The organism is Chromobacterium sp. FG89 (assembly GCF_057808735.1).
On record NZ_JBMDIQ010000005.1, the window covers coordinates 238242 to 254535 of the forward strand.

A 16294-nucleotide genomic window follows, 5' to 3' on the forward strand; every position below is an offset into this window, starting at 1 on the left:
ATATAATGTAAATCAACTAACTGTTACCGCCGCGCCACACTGTCCGCCCGTCGCCACATGGCCTATCAGTCACCATCGCACCGGGAAAAACTGTTGTAGACTCAAGGCCATGAACCTATTTCCAGCCGCGGCGCCGGCCCGGCCCAGCACCGCCATGGCCTCCACCCTCCTCCCGCCCGCCCCCAGGCAACTGGTGCACGAGCGCGGCATTCCCGCCTTCGGCGTGTACCAGGGCATCATCGAGCGGCTGGACTGGCGCGCGCTGAAAACCACGCCTTACCAAAGGCTGACGCGCCGGCTGCATCACAAGCGCTGGCAATACGCGGCCATCGCCCACCCGGCCTTTTTCATCGGCGTCGCCATCGTCGACGTCGGCTGGACCGGCACCGCCTTCGCCTATCTGTTCGACCGCAAGAGCGGCGAAGTCATCGCCGCCGCCAGCGCCAACGGCCTGCCCGGCCTGTCCACGCGAATCGAAGACCGCGCCTTTGGCGACGCCGCCTTCCAGGCCGGCCGCTGCCGGCTGAGCTTCCACCGCGACGGCGAGCGGCTGGAACTGGCGGTGGACTCGCCACAGTTGAAGCTGGCCGCGCACATTCAATTGACGGACATGCCGCCGGTGCTGGCGGTGATCGCGCCGGCCAACTGGCTGGCCCACTCCACCCATAAAAGCGGCGGCCTCAGGATCAGCGGCTTCGCCGACTGCCAGGACCGGCGCTACTCGCTGGACGGCGCGGTGGCGGCGCTCGACTATTCCAACGGCCTGCTGGCGCGGGAAACCCGCTGGCGCTGGGCCAGCGCGCATTCGCTGGAACTGGGCTTCAATCTGCAGCAAGGCTATATGGGCGACACCGAGAACGCCGCCTGGCTGCGCGGCAAACTGATCCGGCTGGGGCCGGTGCGCTTCGACTATCAGCCGGAGGATCCGCTGCTGGGCTGGCGCATGCAGAGCGACAACGGCTTGCTGGACCTGAGCTTCGCCCCTGAGGGGGCGCGCCGCGAAGACAAGAATCTGCTGATCGCCGCCAGCCGCTATGTGCAGCCTATCGGCCGCTTCAACGGCCAGATCCGCGACCCGGACGACGGCGCCGTCCATGTGGTCGACGACTTGCTCGGCGTGACCGAAGACCATCTGTCGCGTTGGTGAGCGTAGCCCGCTCGATGCGGCGCGCCAGCGCCCATTCGCCGCCATTGTCTGGAGTTCATCGAAATTCCCTGCTGTAGTCAGGGAAATCCCTGGTTTGCGAAAACACAAGACCGGCCGGAACAACAGTGGTAGGATGCGCCCGCAACCGAGTATTTTCTCTAAACGACCCAATGCAGCGTCAGAGCCTGTCCATGATCCTTTTGCGTCTCCGCGCCAGAACGCTCATGAACAGACTCTCAGTAGGAGATTGCCATCATGGATAGATTAAGCGCTCTGCTCGAACACAACCGCCACTTCGTGGAAAACCGCGAATACGAGCAGTTCAAGACCGACAAATTCCCCGGCAAAGGCCTGGCCGTCCTGGCCTGTATGGACGCCCGGCTGGTGGAACTGCTGCCCAAGGCCATGGGCCTGAAGAACGGCGACGCCAAGCTGATCAAGAACGCCGGCGCGCTGATCACCCACCCGTGGGGTTCGGTGATGCGCAGCCTGATCATGGCCGTGTACGAACTGCGCGCCGACGAGATCTGCGTGGTCGCTCACCGCGACTGCGGCATGCGCGCGGTCGATCCGCAGCGCGTGCTGGACCATGCGATGGAACGCGGCGTGTCGGAAGACACCATCGCCACGCTGCGCGCGGCCGGCATCGACCTGGACGGCTGGCTGAAGGGCTTCGACAACGTGTCCGACAGCGTGCGCCACACCGTGCACACCATCCGTAACCATCCGCTGATGCCCAAGGACGTTCCGGTGCACGGCATGGTGATCCATCCGTCCACCGGCCGGCTGGAAGTCATCGTCGACGGCTACCAGAACGACGACGCGCCGGAGTAAGCCGGTGCGTCTGGGCCTGTTCGGCGGCACCTTCGACCCCATCCACAACGCCCACCTGCGCATGGCCGACGCCTTCGCCGCGGAGCTGGCGCTGGACGAGGTCAGGCTGATTCCAGCCGGCCGGCCCTATCATCGCAGCCACGGCCCGTACGCCGCGCCGGCCCAGCGCCTCGCCATGGCGGAGCTGGCGGCGGCGGATCATCCGCGGCTGACGGTGGACGAGCGCGAAGTGCGCCGCCCCGGCGCGGCCTACACCATAGACACCCTGGAAGAACTGCGCGCCGAGCTGGGCCCCGCCGCCGAATTGTGGTTTTTGATCGGCGGCGACTCGTTGGCCGCGCTGCACACCTGGAAGCGCTGGGACGAACTGTTGCGTTTCGCCAACCTGGCCGTAGCCTTGCGCCCCGGCTTCGATCCCGCCTCGCTGCCCGCGCCGGTGCGGCCCTTGTGGCGCGCCCGGCAAGTCTCTGATTTTTCAAATCGAACCGCATCCGGTACAATCCGCCCCTTGGCCTTGCCGCCGGTGGACATCGCGGCCACCGACATCCGCCAGCGCCTGGCGCGCGGCGACGCGGTGGACGATGTGCTGCCGCCCGCGGTGCTGGCCTATATCCGCCAACACCGGCTATACCAGACAGTGTAGCCGCCGTGTCCGGCCACTTTCCGCCAGGCCGTCAGCAGACGGCCGGCAGCGATTCACTTTAAAAGCAATACGGCGGGTCTGCCGGCCGCTTGCGCGCGCCGGCCCGCCCGCCATTTTGCGGCCGCTTTGCGCCGGCTCTGGCCGACGCGGACCCCGCATAGGAAAAGGACATTATGGAAGTGCAAGACATTGCCAAGCTGGCGATCGAAGCCCTGGAAGACGTCAAGGGCAAGGACATCATCGAACTGGACACCAGCAAGCTGACCTCGCTGTTCCAGTGCATGATCGTGGCCACCGGCGACTCCAACCGCCAGGTCAAGGCGCTGGCCAACAGCGTGCACGTGAAGCTGAAGGAAGCCGGCGTGGACATCGTCGGCAGCGAAGGCCACGAAAGCGGCGAATGGGTGCTGGTGGACGCCGGCGACGTGGTGGTACACGTGATGCTGCCCGCGGTGCGCGACTACTACGACATCGAAGCGCTGTGGGGCGGTCAGAAGCCCAGCTTCCTGCCGGCCGGCGGCCGTCCGTGGTCGGCGACCTGATCCGGCTGCGCTAAGCCGCCATCAAGAACGGGGACGCAAGTCCCCGTTTGCGTTTTACTCCCTGGCTCACACACGATGAAAATCACTATTCTCGCCGTCGGCACCAAGATGCCGCGCTGGGTCGACGAGGCCTACGGCGATTACGCCAAGCGCTTTGGCCGCGACATCACGCTGGAACTGAAGGAAATCAAGCCGGAGAAACGCGGCGGCGGCGTCACCGCCGAAAAAGGCATCGCCGCCGAACACGAGCGGCTGCTCGCCGCCCTTCCGCCGCGCGCGCGGCTGGTGGTGATGGACGAGCGCGGCAAGAACTGGACCTCGGTGCGGCTGGCCGAAGGCCTGAAGGAATGGATGGCCGGCGGCGACGATGTGGCCTTCATCATCGGCGGCGCCGACGGCCTGGCCGCGGAATTGAAACAACGCGCCGACGTGCTGCTGCAACTGTCCGCGATGACGCTGCCGCACGGCATGGTCCGGGTGATGCTGGCCGAGCAGATCTACCGCGCCTATTCCATTCTCAACAACCACCCCTACCATCGCGAATAGACGGACGCTGGCGGATCAAGCCGGCGGCGAGGCCTGGGCCGCCAAGGGCGGAGGCAAGGGCGGCGGCGCCAATCCGGCCCATTCCACCGTGACGGAATCCTCGCGCAGCGGCAGCGCCGAGCCCTCGGCGCGCGCCAGGCTGTCCAACCAATTTTCATTGCCTGAAAAAATCATGGCAGCTTCCTCCAGCCCTCATATTGCAAACGCCGCTCCACCGCGGTGGCGGATCGGCGGCAGGCCACCACCGGAATGCCCAGCGCGTGGGCGCTGTCCCGGTAATTGCGCATCACATTGTGTCCCAGGAAATCGGTGAGCAGGATCAACAGATCCGGCTTGCCCGGCAGCGGCGCCTTGCGCTGATGCGCGACGTTGCGCCCGCAGATGTGGCGGGAAATCCGGATATCGTAGCTTTGCAGAACCGCCGGAATATTCCCCAAGCTGTCCGCGCCTATCAGCAGAGCGTTCATCAGCCACCTCCTTCTCGCGCGGCGCGGCACGCCGCCTTGACATGCCCTCACTCTAAGCCGATGTAATGGCGCAGTAAAGATATATAAAATTAGTTTTTTATTTCCAATAAATATATAAATGCCGCAGCGGTCCCATCGCGTCGCCCTCAGCGACGATGAATCGGCAAACCTTTGAAATCTCTAGGTAAAACAAGACGCCGCCCCCGCCGCCGCGGCTGGCCTCATCGCGCGCCCCTCCCCCCGTCCTTGCCAGCAAAACTATCGACAGAAAAACCGAAACCCGCTACGCTGCGCGCCCTCGGCCTATCCGCCCAACCTATTGATCTGTATATACAAATGAACGCAGTTCTTCTGGCCGTCATCGTCATGCTCGGGCTGGCGCTCTTGCGCACCCACGTCGTCATCAGCCTGCTGCTCGGCGCCTTGATCGGCGGCCTTAGCGGCGGCCTGTCCCTGTCCTGCACGCTGGAAGCCTTCAACAACGGCATCACCGGCGGCGCCGCGGTGGCCCTGTCCTACGCCCTGCTGGGCGCCTTCGCACTGGCCATCGCCAAATCCGGCCTGCCGCACGCGATGGCGGATCTGGCGATCAAGCGGCTGGAACGAGGCGGCGCGCAAGGCAAACTGAAATGGGCCTTGATCCTGTTGCTGGCCCTGGTCAGCGTCGCCAGTCAGAACCTGGTTCCCATCCACATCGCCTTCATCCCGCTGCTGGTGCCGCCGCTGCTCTATGTGATGGCGCGGCTGCATCTGGACCGCCGCCTGGTCGCCTGCGTGATCACCTTCGGCCTGGTCACGCCCTATATGGTGTTCCCGGTGGGCTTCGGCGATATCTTTCTGAAGCAGATCCTGCTCGGCAACATCGCCAAATCCGGCATGGACGTGCGCGGCGTCAATGTGATGCACGCGATGGCGATACCGGCGCTGGGCATGCTGGCCGGCCTGCTGTGGGCGGTGCTGGTCAGCTACCGCAAACCGCGCCAGTACGCGCTGGGCAAGATAGAAAACGCCGAGCGCACCCGCGCCAAGGTCAGCCGCAAATCGCTGGCCACCGCGCTGCTGGCGATCACGCTGGCCTTCGCGGTGCAGCTGTATACCGATTCGATGATCATGGGCGCGCTGGCGGGCTTTCTGCTCTTCCTCGCCACCGGCGTGGTGAAATGGAAGGACGCGGACGGTTTGTTCAACGAAGGCATGAAGATGATGGCGATGATAGGCTTCACCATGATCACTGCCCAGGGCTTCGCGGAAGTGCTGAAAGCCACCGGCCAGGTGGGCGCGCTGGTGACCGCCAGCGCCGGCCTGTTCGCCGGCAATCAGGGCGTGGCCGCCTTCGCCATGCTGCTAGTGGGCCTGGTGGTGACCCTGGGCATAGGCTCGTCCTTCTCCACCGTGCCCATTCTCACCGCCATCTACGTGCCCCTGTGCATGCACCTGGGCTTCTCGCCGCTGGCCACCGTGGCCATCATCGGCACCGCCGGCGCGCTGGGCGACGCCGGCTCGCCGGCTTCGGACTCCACGCTGGGCCCGACTTCGGGCCTGAACGTGGACGGCCAACACGACCATATCCGCGACACCGTGCTGCCCACCTTCCTGCACTACAACCTGCCTGTGCTGGCGGCCGGCTGGATCGCGGCCATGGTGTTGTAGAATGGCCGGCATGGATGATCAAATCGATGCCCGCCTGGCCGAAATGGAAGTGAAGCTCGCCTTCCAGGACGAACTATTGGACGCGCTGAACGCCACCGTGGCGCGCCAGCAAAAAGACATGGAGTTGCTGCAACAGCAGATGCGTCTGCTCTACCAGCAATTCCGTCAGGCCCAGCCGGACGACGCCGCGTCCGGCCTCAGCCTGCGCGACGAGGTTCCGCCGCATTATTGAGCCGGCGGCGGCTTAGAAGCGGTTCAACGTCTCGCGAGCTAAGGCGAGACCAGGCGAAAACCGCTGAGAAAGCGGAATGCACTCGTGGCGCATGAGCATTTCGAAGCGGTTTCAACACCCTGTATCTCATTATCCCGCCGATGCGCAGCAGGCTTGGAACAGGCGCTAGCGGTGGCCCTTGCGACGCGACACCGTCGCCTCGATATTCTTGCGGCCGATCAGCGGCGCCGGTTCCGGCATGTCCGGCGCGGCGTCGCCCAACCATTTGTACATCACCAGACAGTCCACCAGACCCAGCCGCGCGTGACGATAGGCGCGCGGCAAACGCCCCACCTGCTCGTAGCCCAGCTTGCGCCACAAGGCCACCGCCACCTCATTGCTGGCCACCACGGAATTGAACTGCATCGCCAGGAAGCCGCTGTCGCGCGCCAATTGCTGCGAATGCTCGCACATCAGCCGCGCCACGCCCTTGCCGCGCGCCGCCTCGGCCACCACATAGCCGCAGTTGCAGACATGGCCGCCCGGTCCGGCGGCGTTGGGCTTGAGAAAATACGAGCCCAGCAGCACGCCGCCCTCCTCCGCCACCAGCGTGTGCAAAGGCAGCCGCAACCACAGCTCGCGCGCCTGCTCCCGCGTCATCTCCGGATCGAAGGCGTAGGTTTCCCTGGCCGCCACCACCGCGTGGAACACCGGCCAGAAACGCTCGAAATCGTCGTCGTTCATCGGTCTGATCGTAATCATGCTGCCTCCTGTTTCAATTGCGCCGTCCCCGGCTTCCTGGTCATGCGTCCGGACAACAGGCTGGCGCTGGCGATCAAGGCGCCGCCCGCCCATTCGCGCGGCGTCATCGCCTCGCCGGCCAGCAAATAGGCCGACGCCGCCGCGAACAACAACTCCATCAGCATCAACGTCATCGTCTGCGTCGCCGGCAGAATGGAAACCCCGTGCTGCGATATCACGCTGGTGCACAGCAAGGTGACGCCCAGGATGCCCAGCACCAGCCAGCTTTGCGGCGGTATCTCCAGGATGCCGCCCAACTGCCCGGCCAGCGCCAGCTTGATCGCGCCGATGGACGCCACGCCGAACCAGATCGACGCCGATTTGACCGGCACCGGAATGGACTGGGCGCCGCGGCTGATCACATTGCCCAGCGCGAAGGCCATGCCGCCGGACAAGGCCAGCCATTCGTAGCGATGGCTGAGCGGCAGCTCCCCGGCGAACAGGCCGGGACGATAGATGAAAATGAAGCAGCCAAGCAGCGACAAGGCCACCACCAGCCAGCCGCTGCGGGTCAGGCGCTCCTTCAGGATCAGCCGCGACAGAAACACCGTCCACAGCGGCGACAGGTAGAACAGCAGCAAGACCCGCATCACTTGTCCCTCGGACACGGCCCAGGTATAGCTGTAGTTGCACCAGCCGAACACCGCGGTCAGCACCAGCAACACCGGCTGCAGCCGGAATTGGCGGCGGTAGACGTCGAAAAAGGTGATCACGCCCAGGGTGATGGCCACCAGATAGACCACCAGCGAGGTCATCGCCACGCTGACTCCGCTTTGATTGAGGCTGCGGAAGGGATACCACATCAGCCCCCACACCAGCGCGGTGGTCAGAATGCCGGTGGTGGCCAGAAACTTTTGTTTTACAGGTGTCATTGCTGTTCTTAAGATGTTCGCTGTTCGTTTGCTTGCGCCCGCTTTCCTGGAGATACCCGTGAACCCTCGCCTGGCCCAATTGCAGCCCTATCCGTTTCAACGCCTGCGCGCCCTGCTCGCCGGCGCGACGCCGCCCGCGGACAAGGCGCACATCAACCTGTCGATAGGCGAACCCAAGCACCCGACGCCGGCGCTGGTGGAACAGGCGCTGATAGCCAATCTGGGCGGCTTGTCGCAATACCCGGCCACGCTGGGCAGCGAAGCGCTGCGCCAGGCCTGCGCCGCCTGGATGCGGCGGCGTTATGATCTGAACCTGGATGCGCAAAGCGAGATACTGCCGGTCAACGGCAGCCGTGAAGCCTTGTTTGCTTTTGTGCAGACGGTGATCGACGCAAGCGCGGAGCCGGCGCCGGTAGTGATATCCCCGAATCCTTTTTACCAGATTTACGAAGGCGCGGCACTGTTGGCCGGCGCCGAGCCCCACTATGTCAACTGCCTGGCCGAACAGCGCTTCCAGCCGGACTGGAGCCAGGTGCCGGAATCGGTGTGGGCACGCACCCAGCTGGTGATCGTGTGCAGCCCCGGCAACCCCACCGGCGCGGTGATGTCGCTGGCCGATTGGGAAACCCTGTTTCAGCTGTCCGACCGCTACGGCTTCGTCATCGCCAGCGACGAGTGCTATTCCGAAATCCACTTCGGCCGGCCGCCGCTGGGCGGGCTGGAGGCGGCGAGCAAGCTGGGACGCGGCTTTGAGCGGCTGCTGATGTTCACCAGCCTGTCCAAGCGCTCCAATGTGCCGGGCATGCGCTCGGGCTTCGTCGCCGGCGACGCGGCGCTCCTGGCGAAATTCCTGCTCTACCGCACCTACCACGGCAGCGCGATGAGCCTGACGATACAGGCGGCCAGCGTGGCGGCCTGGAACGACGAGGATCACGTCGAGTCCAACCGGGCGCAATACATCGCCAAGTTCGACGCGGTCACCCCGCGGCTGGCGATGGGGCTGGAAGTGCGCCGCCCGGACGCCGGTTTCTACCTGTGGGCCAAGGTGCCGGACGGGAATGATGTAGACTTCGCCAAGGCGCTGTTCGCCGAAGAACACGTCACCGTGCTGCCCGGCAGCTACCTGGCGCGCGAGGCCCACGGCGTCAATCCCGGCGCCGGCTATGTCCGCGTCGCGCTGGTGGCCACGCTGGAGGAATGCGTGGCCGGCGTCGAGCGCATCGTCGCCTTCGCCGAGCGCCGGCAGCGCCAGACCCCCTGAATCCACGCGGCCCGCCTCCGGCGCGGCCGCTTGAAAGCGAATTGAATGACGACTTCCATCCACATTGCCAAAGGACTGAACACCATGCATCCGATCCAGACCCTGATCGAAGAAGCGTTTGAGAAGCGCGCCGAGATCACGCCCGCCACCGTCTCCGCCGAACTGAAGGCCGCCATCGGCCAGGTGATCGCCGAGCTGGACGCCGGCCGCCTGCGCGTGGCGGAAAAACAGGGCGCCGACTGGGTGGTGAACCAGTGGGTGAAGAAGGCGGTGCTGCTGTCTTTCCGCATCCGCGACAATGAAATCTCCGACGACGGCGTCAACCGCTACTTCGACAAGGTCGACACCAAGTTCGCCGACTGGAAGCCGGCCCGCTTCCAGGAAGCCGGTTTCCGCGTGGTGCCGGGCGCGGTGGCGCGCAAGGGCAGCTTCATCGCCAAGAACACCGTGCTGATGCCGTCCTACGTCAATATCGGCGCCTACGTCGACGAAGGCGCGATGGTGGACACCTGGGCCACCGTCGGCTCCTGCGCCCAGATCGGCAAGAACGTTCACCTGTCCGGCGGCGTCGGCATCGGCGGCGTGCTGGAACCGCTGCAGGCCAACCCCACCATCATCGAAGACAACTGCTTCATCGGCGCGCGTTCGGAAATCGTCGAAGGCGTGATCGTAGGCGAAGGCTCGGTGATCTCCATGGGCGTCTACATCGGCCAATCCACCAAGATCTACGACCGCGAAACCGGCGAAGTCAGCTACGGCCGCGTGCCGCCGGGCTCGGTGGTGGTGTCCGGCAACCTGCCCAGCAAGGACGGCAGCCACAGCCTTTACTGCGCGGTGATCGTCAAGAAAGTGGACGCTCAGACTCGCAGCAAGACCAGCATCAACGAGCTGCTGCGCGGCGTGTAAGGCCCCGCCGTCCGCCGGCTCGGGCGGACGGTCGGCTCGCCCGCCGTTCGCCTTTTCTCCCCTCCGTCGTCGCCTCTCGGCGTCTCCGGCCGCATTGCAATGCAGCATATTTGCATCGCGAATGCTGTTGAAATTTGGCTAGTCCACGACAAGTCTATAAAATCTCCAGTTCGAAAAGAATCGGCAAAAAAGCGGCCGCTCTCCAAGCACCACTCAGCCCAGGCCGCGAAGCGCCGCCAGCCAAGGCGCAGCGCAACGCCAAAGCTTGGGCGACGGGCTTCAAGAGCCGCTTTGCCTGAACGGCCCGCCATCGCACCGCTCCGGGTCCGCCGTTTCAACCGAAGCCGTCCGCGGCTTCACGCATGCTATCTGGAAAACTTGTGTCTTCTGACAATTTCATCGAGTTCAGAAACGTCAGCTTCGCCTATGGCGAACGGCCCATTCTGAAAAACCTCAACCTCGCGATTCCGCGCGGCAAGCTGGTGGCCGTCATGGGCGGCAGCGGCAGCGGCAAGACCACGCTGCTGCGGCTGATCTCGGGCCAGAACCGGCCGCAAAGCGGCGAGGTGCTGGTGGACGGCAAGAGCGTCGCCAAAATGAGCGCCGCCGAACTTTATCAACACCGCCGCCGCATGGGCATGTTGTTCCAGTTCGGCGCGCTGTTCACCGATCTGTCGGTGTTCGACAACGTCGCCTTTCCCATTCGCGAGCACACCAAGCTGCCGGACAGCATGATCCGCGACCTGGTGACCATGAAGCTGGAAGCGGTTGGTCTGCGCGGCACCCAGCAGCTGATGCCGGCCGAACTGTCCGGCGGCATGGCGCGTCGGGTGGCGTTGGCGCGCGCCATCGCGCTGGACCCGCAGCTGATGCTGTACGACGAACCCTTCACCGGCCTGGACCCGATCTCGCTGGGCGTGATCGCCCACCTGATCAAGAAGCTCAACCACGCGCTGGGCACCACCGCGGTGATGGTCACCCACGACGTGCACAAATCGCTGGAGATCGTGGACCACGTGCTCTTCGTCGCAGGCGGCGAAATCGTCGCCCAGGGCACGCCGGACCAGGTGCGCAATTCGGATTCGCCATGGGTGCACCAATTCATCTGGGGCGAGGCCGACGGCCCGGTGCGTTACGCCTATCCGGCGGAGCGCTCGCTCGCCGACGACCTGGGACTCAACGGAGGCCGCCATGCTTGACCTGATCGCCGCGCCCTTGCGCAGACTAGGCCATCTCGCCATCAACGCCGTCTGGCGGCTGGGCTTCGCCTGCCGCTTTCTGGTGGCCATCCTGCGGGGCAGCGGCCAAAGCCTGCTGCGGCCGCAGCTGACCATACGCGAGGTCTACTTCGCCGGCGTGATGTCCTTGATCATCATCCTGGTGTCCGGCCTCTTCGTCGGCATGGTGCTGGGCCTGCAGGGCTACAGCACCCTCGCCAAATTCGGCTCCTCCGACGCGCTGGGCGCGGTGGTGGCGCTGGCCCTGCTGCGCGAATTGGGCCCGGTGCTGGCCGCGCTCTTGTTCGCCAGCCGCGCCGGCAGTGCGATGACGGCCGAAATCGGCCTGATGAAAACCACGGAGCAACTGGACGCGATGAGCGTGATGGCGGTCGATCCGATCGCCCGCGTCGTGGCGCCGCGCTTCTGGGCCGGCGTGATCTCCATGCCCATCCTGGCCGCGCTGTTCAACGTGGTCGGCATCTTCGGCGGCTACCTGGTGGGCGTGGTGATGATAGGCCTGGACGTCGGCACCTTCTGGTCGCAGATGCAGGCCAACGTCGATCTGCATTTCGATGTGGTCAACGGACTGATCAAGAGCCTGTGCTTCGGCGTCGCCGTCACCCTGATCGCCGTGTTCGAAGGCTATGACGCCACTCCGACGGCCAGCGGCGTGTCCGCCGCCACCACCCGGACCGTGGTCACCTCCGCATTGGTCATCCTGGCGCTGGATTTCATCCTGACCGCCTTCATGTTCTAGGAAAAACCCGAATGAAACGCTCTACTATTGACTTGTGGGTAGGCATTTTCGTGGCGCTGGGCATTGCCGCCGTCACCTTTCTGTCGCTGAAAGTGGCCAATCTGGTCCCGCAAAGCGCCAACCAGACCTATGTGCTCTACGCCGACTTCGACAACGTCGGCGGACTGAAGGTCAAAGCGCCGGTCAAGGAAGCCGGCGTGGTGATCGGACGCGTGGCCGACATCCGGCTCAACCCGAAAACTTATCGCGCCCGCGTGACTCTGAATATTGACAAGACCTATCAGATCAGCGACGACGCCAGCGCGTCCATCCTGACCGCCGGCCTGCTGGGCGAACAATATATCGGCATGCTGCAAGGCGGCTCGGAAACCAATCTGGCCCCGGGCGGCACCATCACCATCACCTCCTCGGCCATGGTGCTGGAACAATTGATCGGCAAGTTCATAACGGGCTTTACCGATAGCAACAAGAGCGCTGACAAATAGCGCGGCACAAAGACGGGGCACCCCGCAACACACTGCCGGCCGGCGCGCTGCCCGCGCCGCCGGCTCATTCGCAATCGATTGGAAAAAAGATGAAAAAACTGCTCGCATTCTGCTGTCTGCTGTTCGGCCTGTCCGCCGCGGCCCAAGCCGCCGGCGACACCCCCACCGACGTGATCAAGGACGCTTCCCGCCAGGTGCTGGAAGTGCTGAAACAGGACAACGGCAAGAACACCAAGCAAATCCGCCTGCAGGCGGAAGCGGTGGCGGTGCCGATGTTCGACTTCCCGCGCATGACCGCGCTGGCCGTGGGCCTGGGCTGGCGTCAGGCCAGCGCCGAACAGCGCGCGCAACTGACCCAGCAATTCCAGACCCTGCTGGTGCGCACCTATTCCGCAACCATGACCCGCTTCAAGACCGCCCAGGTCGACGTCAAGCCCAACCCGCTGATGAGCAACGGCGACCGCGACGCCACCGTGAAAACCACGGTGACCCTGCCGGGCAACGCCAACCCGGTGGCGGTGGATTATTCGCTGAACAAGGGCGCGCAAGGCTGGAAGATCTATAACGTTAGCGTGGAAGGCGCCAGCCTGGTCACCGTCTATCGCAACTCCTTCAACGAAGAAGTGCGTAAAAGCGGCGTGGACGGCCTGATCAAGCTGCTGCAGAACAAGAACGCGGCGCCGGCCGCCGCCGCGCCCGCCAAGGGCAACGCCTGATGCTGGAACGCACCGCCCCCGGCCAGGCCCGGCTCAGCGGCCAACTGAACATGGATAGCTGCGGCCCCTTCGCCGCGCCGCTGGCCAAGCTCGCCGGCGAAGCGCCCTTGCGCCTGGATCTGTCCGGCGTGACCGGCGCCGACTCGGCCGCGCTGGCCCTGCTGCTCGGCGCGCGCCGCGCCGCCGACGCCGCCGGCCACGCCCTGTCGCTGGAAAACTGGCCGAGCGGGCTCAGCGCCTTGCTGGACCTTTACTCGCTGGCGGAGCTGCTGTCCGCCCCGGCGGCGGATTGATATGCGGAGAGGATTTATGTCGTCCCTGAAACCCGCGCTGACCGGCTTGGCGCTCTCGCTGCTGCTGGCCGGCTGCGCCAGCAACCCGACGGTGCCTTACGACCGCTTCGAGCCCTATAACCGCGCCATGTACCAGGTCAACGACACCGCCGACCGCTACGTGATCAAGCCGGTGGCCGAGGGCTACAAGGCCGTCACGCCGTCGCCGGTGCGCACCGGCGTCAGCAATTTCTTCGACAATCTCAAAGACGTCTACAGCGCGCTGTCCAACGCCTTGCGCGCCGAACCGGAAAAAGCGCTGAACGACGTGATGCGAGTGGCGATGAACACCGGCTTCGGCCTGTTCGGCCTGATCGACATCGCCAGCCAGGCCGGCCTGAAGAACAACAAGACCACGCTGGGCGACACCTTCGCCGCCTGGGGCTGGCACGACAGCAACTATCTGGTGCTGCCCTTCTTCGGCCCCTCCACCGTGCGCGACGGCGCCGGCCTGACCGCCTCGCTGGCCGGCCCGGGCCCGGAAAAAATGTTCTACGACACCACCTGGCAGGCGGTGGGCTTCTACGGCCTGTACGGCGTGAACACCCGCGCCCGCTACCTGGGCGTGGAAGCCATGCTCAGCACCGCGGCGCTGGATCCGTACAGCTACACCCGCGACGCCTATATGCAGTTGCGCGCGCAGCAGCTGGGCCTGCCCAACCCCACCCAGCCGGCGGACACCTTCAGCCTGGACGAACTGGTCGACTCGCCCGCCGCGACGGCGCCCGGCGACAAGACAGCGGCCTCCGCCGCGCAGTAAACCCACCTCTCCGCCGCCGGCCACTGGCCGGCGGCCTTCCTTTTTACTTATCAACAGGAAACGCCATGAGCAATCTGCCAGCCTGTCCGCAATGCAAATCCGAATACACCTATCAGGATGGCGCGATGTATGTCTGCCCGGAGTGCGCGCACGAATGGAACGAGCAGGCCGCGCCGTCCGAAGAGGCCCGCGTGATCAAGGACGCCAACGGCAATGTGCTGCAGGACGGCGACAGCGTCACCGTGATCAAGGATCTGAAAGTCAAAGGCTCCTCCCTGGTGGTGAAAGTGGGCACCAAGGTGAAGAACATCCGCCTGGTCGACGGCGACCACGACATCGATTGCAAGATCGACGGCATCGGCGCGATGAGCCTGAAGTCCGAATTCGTCAAGAAAGCGTAAATCCCGCGCACCAAAACAAAACGCCACGGCCTGAGCCGTGGCGTTTTTCATTGCAAAAGCAAGCTTATCGCTTAGAGCCTGTTTACGATCTCGCGAGCTAGAGCGAGACAAGGCGAAAGCGGCTGAGAAAGCGGAATGTACATTCGGTACATGAGCATTTCGAAGACGGTTTCAACGCCGTATCGCCGACGCGCAGCAGATCGTAAACAGACTCTTAGCTGATCCGTTCGATCAGCGCGCCTACCGCGCCCAGCTTCTTCTCGATATGCTCGTAGCCGCGGTCCAGGTGGTAGATGCGATCGACGATGGTCTCGCCCTCGGCCACCAGGCCGGCGATCACCAGGCTGGCCGACGCGCGCAGATCGGTGGCCATCACCGTGGCGCCGGACAGCTTCTCCACGCCCTTGATGATGGCGGTGTTGCCTTCCACTTCGATATTGGCGCCCATGCGGTTCAGCTCGGGCACGTGCATGAAGCGGTTTTCGAAAATGGTTTCAGTCACCACGCCGGCGCCCTCGGCCACGCAGTTCAGCGTCATCAGCTGGGCCTGCATGTCGGTGGGGAAAGCCGGGTAAGGCAAGGTGCGGAAGTTCACCGCCTGCGGACGGCGCTTCATGTCCAGCGAGATCCAGTCGTCGCCGCACTCCACCACCGCGCCGGTTTCGGCCAGCTTGTCCAGCACCGCTTCCATGCTCTTGGGCGCGGCGTTGCGCAGCACAATGTGGCCGCGCGTCATCGCGCCGGCCACCAGGAAGGTGCCCGCCTCGATGCGGTCCGGCATCACCGCGTAATCCGCGCCGTGCAGACGCTCCACGCCCTCGATCACCAGCCGGTCCGTGCCGATGCCGCTGATCTTGGCGCCCATGGCCACCAGACAGTTGGCCAGATCGGTCACTTCCGGTTCGCGCGCGGCGTTTTCCAGTACGGTGGTGCCCTCGGCCAGCGTCGCCGCCATCAACAGGTTCTCGGTGCCGCCCACGGTCACCATGTCCATGATGATGCGCGCGCCGCGCAGGCGGCGGGCCTTGGCCTTGACGTAGCCGTGCTCGATGCTGACCTCGGCGCCCATCGCCACCAGGCCCTTGATGTGCTGATCCACCGGCCGGCTGCCGATGGCGCAGCCGCCCGGCAGGGACACCGTGGCCTCGCCGAAGCGCGCCAGCGTCGGGCCCAGCACCAGGATGGACGCGCGCATGGTCTTCACCAGATCGTACGGCGCCACCAGGCTGTCCAGATGGCCGGCGGTGATTTCCATCTCGTGCACATTGTCCGTCATCACCCGCACCCCCATGCCTTGCAGCAGCTTCTGGGTGGTGGCGATGTCGCGCAACATCGGCACATTGGTGAAGCGCATGGTGTCGCCGGTCAACAGACTGGCGCACAGAATGGGCAGGGCGGCGTTCTTGGCGCCGGAAACGCGGATCTCGCCGTTGATCGGACCGTTGCCGATGATTTTCAATTTATCCATGACGGATCAGCCTTGCAGTTTTTGCCATTCGTCCGGCGTAGCGGCCTTGACGATGGACAGAGCGTGAATTTCATTGCTGGCCAAGCGGGTGGCGATCACCTCCTTGACCAGGCGGTGGCGGTCGATCAGGCGCTTGCCCTCGAAAGCCGCCGACACGATGGTGGCGTAGAAGTGGTGGCCGTCGCCTTCCACTTCCAGATGGGTACAGGCCAGGCCGGCCTCGATGTACTGTTTGACTTGTTGCGGAGTAATCATGAGAAATCCCGTGGATGCGC

22 protein-coding genes are annotated in these 16294 nt (G+C 64.6%); 16 read left to right on the forward strand and 6 right to left on the reverse strand.

All coding sequences use genetic code 11. The annotated features are described in order from the left end of the window. Positions 1-109 precede the first annotated feature (109 nt). The 5 genes from ACODRW_RS07340 to rlmH all read left to right on the forward strand — a co-directional run bounded on the left by ACODRW_RS07340 (position 110) and on the right by rlmH (position 3712). On the forward strand, positions 110-1147 hold the full coding sequence (locus ACODRW_RS07340; RefSeq protein ID WP_488905441.1) for a DUF2804 domain-containing protein: 1038 nt from the start codon (positions 110-112) through the stop codon (positions 1145-1147). Between the two features lie 255 nt (positions 1148-1402). Next, positions 1403-1981, forward strand: coding sequence for a beta-class carbonic anhydrase (locus ACODRW_RS07345; protein ID WP_107801045.1), 579 nt, complete (start codon positions 1403-1405; stop codon positions 1979-1981). A gap of 4 nt (positions 1982-1985) precedes the next feature. Continuing rightward, positions 1986-2624, forward strand: a complete 639-nt coding sequence (gene nadD / locus ACODRW_RS07350) for a nicotinate-nucleotide adenylyltransferase (protein ID WP_199225946.1) — start codon at positions 1986-1988, stop codon at positions 2622-2624. Between the two features lie 173 nt (positions 2625-2797). Next, on the forward strand, positions 2798-3166 hold the full coding sequence (rsfS, locus tag ACODRW_RS07355) for a ribosome silencing factor (protein ID WP_019101317.1): 369 nt from the start codon (positions 2798-2800) through the stop codon (positions 3164-3166). Between the two features lie 75 nt (positions 3167-3241). After that, on the forward strand, positions 3242-3712 hold the full coding sequence (gene rlmH / locus ACODRW_RS07360; RefSeq protein WP_227105648.1) for a 23S rRNA (pseudouridine(1915)-N(3))-methyltransferase RlmH: 471 nt from the start codon (positions 3242-3244) through the stop codon (positions 3710-3712). A gap of 15 nt (positions 3713-3727) precedes the next feature. Here rlmH and ACODRW_RS07365 read toward each other — a convergent pair whose 3' ends face one another. Together ACODRW_RS07365 and ACODRW_RS07370 are read right to left on the reverse strand one after the other, a co-directional pair. After that, entirely contained in the window at positions 3728-3886 is a 159-nt protein-coding gene (locus ACODRW_RS07365; RefSeq protein WP_158274379.1) for a hypothetical protein, read from the reverse strand. After that, entirely contained in the window at positions 3883-4179 is a 297-nt protein-coding gene (locus ACODRW_RS07370; RefSeq protein ID WP_107801047.1) for a DUF2325 domain-containing protein, read from the reverse strand. Before ACODRW_RS07370 ends, ACODRW_RS07365 begins: the two co-directional genes overlap by 4 nt. A 336-nt stretch (positions 4180-4515) precedes the next feature. Here ACODRW_RS07370 and ACODRW_RS07375 point away from each other — a divergent pair, with 336 nt between their 5' ends. Together ACODRW_RS07375 and ACODRW_RS07380 are read left to right on the forward strand one after the other, a co-directional pair. Next, entirely contained in the window at positions 4516-5829 is a 1314-nt protein-coding gene (locus ACODRW_RS07375) for a Na+/H+ antiporter family protein (protein WP_488905442.1), read from the forward strand. 10 nt (positions 5830-5839) lie between these two features. Then, positions 5840-6061, forward strand: coding sequence for a SlyX family protein (locus ACODRW_RS07380; RefSeq protein ID WP_107802046.1), 222 nt, complete (start codon positions 5840-5842; stop codon positions 6059-6061). A gap of 165 nt (positions 6062-6226) precedes the next feature. Here the strand turns inward: ACODRW_RS07380 and ACODRW_RS07385 are convergent, their stop codons facing one another. Continuing rightward, positions 6227-6802: a GNAT family N-acetyltransferase gene (locus ACODRW_RS07385; protein ID WP_488905443.1), complete on the reverse strand. Its 576-nt coding sequence runs from the start codon at positions 6800-6802 to the stop codon at positions 6227-6229. Next, positions 6799-7713, reverse strand: coding sequence for a DMT family transporter (locus ACODRW_RS07390; protein WP_486636107.1), 915 nt, complete (start codon positions 7711-7713; stop codon positions 6799-6801). The genes ACODRW_RS07385 and ACODRW_RS07390 overlap by 4 nt, the downstream gene beginning before the upstream one ends. A gap of 58 nt (positions 7714-7771) precedes the next feature. On the opposite strand from ACODRW_RS07390, the gene dapC reads away from it, so the two are divergent. The 9 genes from dapC (at position 7772) to ACODRW_RS07435 (ending at position 14551) form a co-directional block, all read left to right on the forward strand. Then, complete coding sequence (dapC, locus tag ACODRW_RS07395; RefSeq protein WP_235085811.1) at positions 7772-8974, forward strand: succinyldiaminopimelate transaminase; 1203 nt, start codon at positions 7772-7774, stop codon at positions 8972-8974. 84 nt (positions 8975-9058) lie between these two features. After that, complete coding sequence (gene dapD, locus ACODRW_RS07400; RefSeq protein ID WP_488905448.1) at positions 9059-9880, forward strand: 2,3,4,5-tetrahydropyridine-2,6-dicarboxylate N-succinyltransferase; 822 nt, start codon at positions 9059-9061, stop codon at positions 9878-9880. Positions 9881-10260: 380 nt separating this feature from the next. After that, on the forward strand, positions 10261-11079 hold the full coding sequence (locus ACODRW_RS07405) for an ABC transporter ATP-binding protein (protein WP_253313870.1): 819 nt from the start codon (positions 10261-10263) through the stop codon (positions 11077-11079). Then, on the forward strand, positions 11072-11857 hold the full coding sequence (gene mlaE, locus ACODRW_RS07410) for a lipid asymmetry maintenance ABC transporter permease subunit MlaE (RefSeq protein ID WP_107801053.1): 786 nt from the start codon (positions 11072-11074) through the stop codon (positions 11855-11857). Before ACODRW_RS07405 ends, mlaE begins: the two co-directional genes overlap by 8 nt. Before the next feature lie 11 nt (positions 11858-11868). Next, positions 11869-12342 (forward strand): outer membrane lipid asymmetry maintenance protein MlaD, encoded by a 474-nt coding sequence (gene mlaD, locus ACODRW_RS07415; RefSeq protein ID WP_107801054.1) that lies wholly within the window; start codon positions 11869-11871, stop codon positions 12340-12342. A gap of 89 nt (positions 12343-12431) precedes the next feature. Beyond that, positions 12432-13058, forward strand: a complete 627-nt coding sequence (locus ACODRW_RS07420) for an MlaC/ttg2D family ABC transporter substrate-binding protein (RefSeq protein ID WP_107801055.1) — start codon at positions 12432-12434, stop codon at positions 13056-13058. After that, positions 13058-13351 (forward strand): STAS domain-containing protein, encoded by a 294-nt coding sequence (locus ACODRW_RS07425; protein ID WP_107801056.1) that lies wholly within the window; start codon positions 13058-13060, stop codon positions 13349-13351. The genes ACODRW_RS07420 and ACODRW_RS07425 overlap by 1 nt, the downstream gene beginning before the upstream one ends. Before the next feature lie 16 nt (positions 13352-13367). Continuing rightward, complete coding sequence (locus tag ACODRW_RS07430) at positions 13368-14150, forward strand: MlaA family lipoprotein (RefSeq protein WP_107801057.1); 783 nt, start codon at positions 13368-13370, stop codon at positions 14148-14150. A gap of 65 nt (positions 14151-14215) precedes the next feature. Next, on the forward strand, positions 14216-14551 hold the full coding sequence (locus tag ACODRW_RS07435) for a zinc ribbon domain-containing protein YjdM (protein ID WP_107801058.1): 336 nt from the start codon (positions 14216-14218) through the stop codon (positions 14549-14551). Between the two features lie 214 nt (positions 14552-14765). Here ACODRW_RS07435 and murA read toward each other — a convergent pair whose 3' ends face one another. Both murA and ACODRW_RS07445 read right to left on the reverse strand, forming a co-directional pair. Further along, a complete protein-coding gene (murA, locus tag ACODRW_RS07440; protein ID WP_107801059.1) occupies positions 14766-16019 on the reverse strand; it encodes a UDP-N-acetylglucosamine 1-carboxyvinyltransferase in 1254 nt (417 codons plus the stop codon). A 6-nt stretch (positions 16020-16025) separates the two neighbouring features. Then, entirely contained in the window at positions 16026-16274 is a 249-nt protein-coding gene (locus tag ACODRW_RS07445) for a BolA family protein (protein ID WP_048407933.1), read from the reverse strand. Between the last annotated feature and the right edge of the window lie 20 nt (positions 16275-16294).

What these genes read in the sequence shown, in the direction of transcription:
- ACODRW_RS07340 (WP_488905441.1), top strand. Translation starts at nt 110, where the DNA reads ATGAACCTATTTCCAGCCGCGGCGCCGGCCCGGCCCAGCACCGCCATG.
- ACODRW_RS07345 (WP_107801045.1), top strand. Translation starts at nt 1,403, where the DNA reads ATGGATAGATTAAGCGCTCTGCTCGAACACAACCGCCACTTCGTGGAA.
- rsfS (WP_019101317.1), top strand. Translation starts at nt 2,798, where the DNA reads ATGGAAGTGCAAGACATTGCCAAGCTGGCGATCGAAGCCCTGGAAGAC.
- rlmH (WP_227105648.1), top strand. Translation starts at nt 3,242, where the DNA reads ATGAAAATCACTATTCTCGCCGTCGGCACCAAGATGCCGCGCTGGGTC.
- ACODRW_RS07365 (WP_158274379.1), bottom strand. Translation starts at nt 3,886, where the DNA reads ATGATTTTTTCAGGCAATGAAAATTGGTTGGACAGCCTGGCGCGCGCC.
- ACODRW_RS07370 (WP_107801047.1), bottom strand. Translation starts at nt 4,179, where the DNA reads ATGAACGCTCTGCTGATAGGCGCGGACAGCTTGGGGAATATTCCGGCG.
- ACODRW_RS07375 (WP_488905442.1), top strand. Translation starts at nt 4,516, where the DNA reads ATGAACGCAGTTCTTCTGGCCGTCATCGTCATGCTCGGGCTGGCGCTC.
- ACODRW_RS07380 (WP_107802046.1), top strand. Translation starts at nt 5,840, where the DNA reads ATGGATGATCAAATCGATGCCCGCCTGGCCGAAATGGAAGTGAAGCTC.
- ACODRW_RS07385 (WP_488905443.1), bottom strand. Translation starts at nt 6,802, where the DNA reads ATGATTACGATCAGACCGATGAACGACGACGATTTCGAGCGTTTCTGG.
- ACODRW_RS07390 (WP_486636107.1), bottom strand. Translation starts at nt 7,713, where the DNA reads ATGACACCTGTAAAACAAAAGTTTCTGGCCACCACCGGCATTCTGACC.
- dapD (WP_488905448.1), top strand. Translation starts at nt 9,059, where the DNA reads ATGCATCCGATCCAGACCCTGATCGAAGAAGCGTTTGAGAAGCGCGCC.
- mlaE (WP_107801053.1), top strand. Translation starts at nt 11,072, where the DNA reads ATGCTTGACCTGATCGCCGCGCCCTTGCGCAGACTAGGCCATCTCGCC.
- mlaD (WP_107801054.1), top strand. Translation starts at nt 11,869, where the DNA reads ATGAAACGCTCTACTATTGACTTGTGGGTAGGCATTTTCGTGGCGCTG.
- ACODRW_RS07420 (WP_107801055.1), top strand. Translation starts at nt 12,432, where the DNA reads ATGAAAAAACTGCTCGCATTCTGCTGTCTGCTGTTCGGCCTGTCCGCC.
- ACODRW_RS07425 (WP_107801056.1), top strand. Translation starts at nt 13,058, where the DNA reads ATGCTGGAACGCACCGCCCCCGGCCAGGCCCGGCTCAGCGGCCAACTG.
- ACODRW_RS07430 (WP_107801057.1), top strand. Translation starts at nt 13,368, where the DNA reads ATGTCGTCCCTGAAACCCGCGCTGACCGGCTTGGCGCTCTCGCTGCTG.
- ACODRW_RS07435 (WP_107801058.1), top strand. Translation starts at nt 14,216, where the DNA reads ATGAGCAATCTGCCAGCCTGTCCGCAATGCAAATCCGAATACACCTAT.
- murA (WP_107801059.1), bottom strand. Translation starts at nt 16,019, where the DNA reads ATGGATAAATTGAAAATCATCGGCAACGGTCCGATCAACGGCGAGATC.
- ACODRW_RS07445 (WP_048407933.1), bottom strand. Translation starts at nt 16,274, where the DNA reads ATGATTACTCCGCAACAAGTCAAACAGTACATCGAGGCCGGCCTGGCC.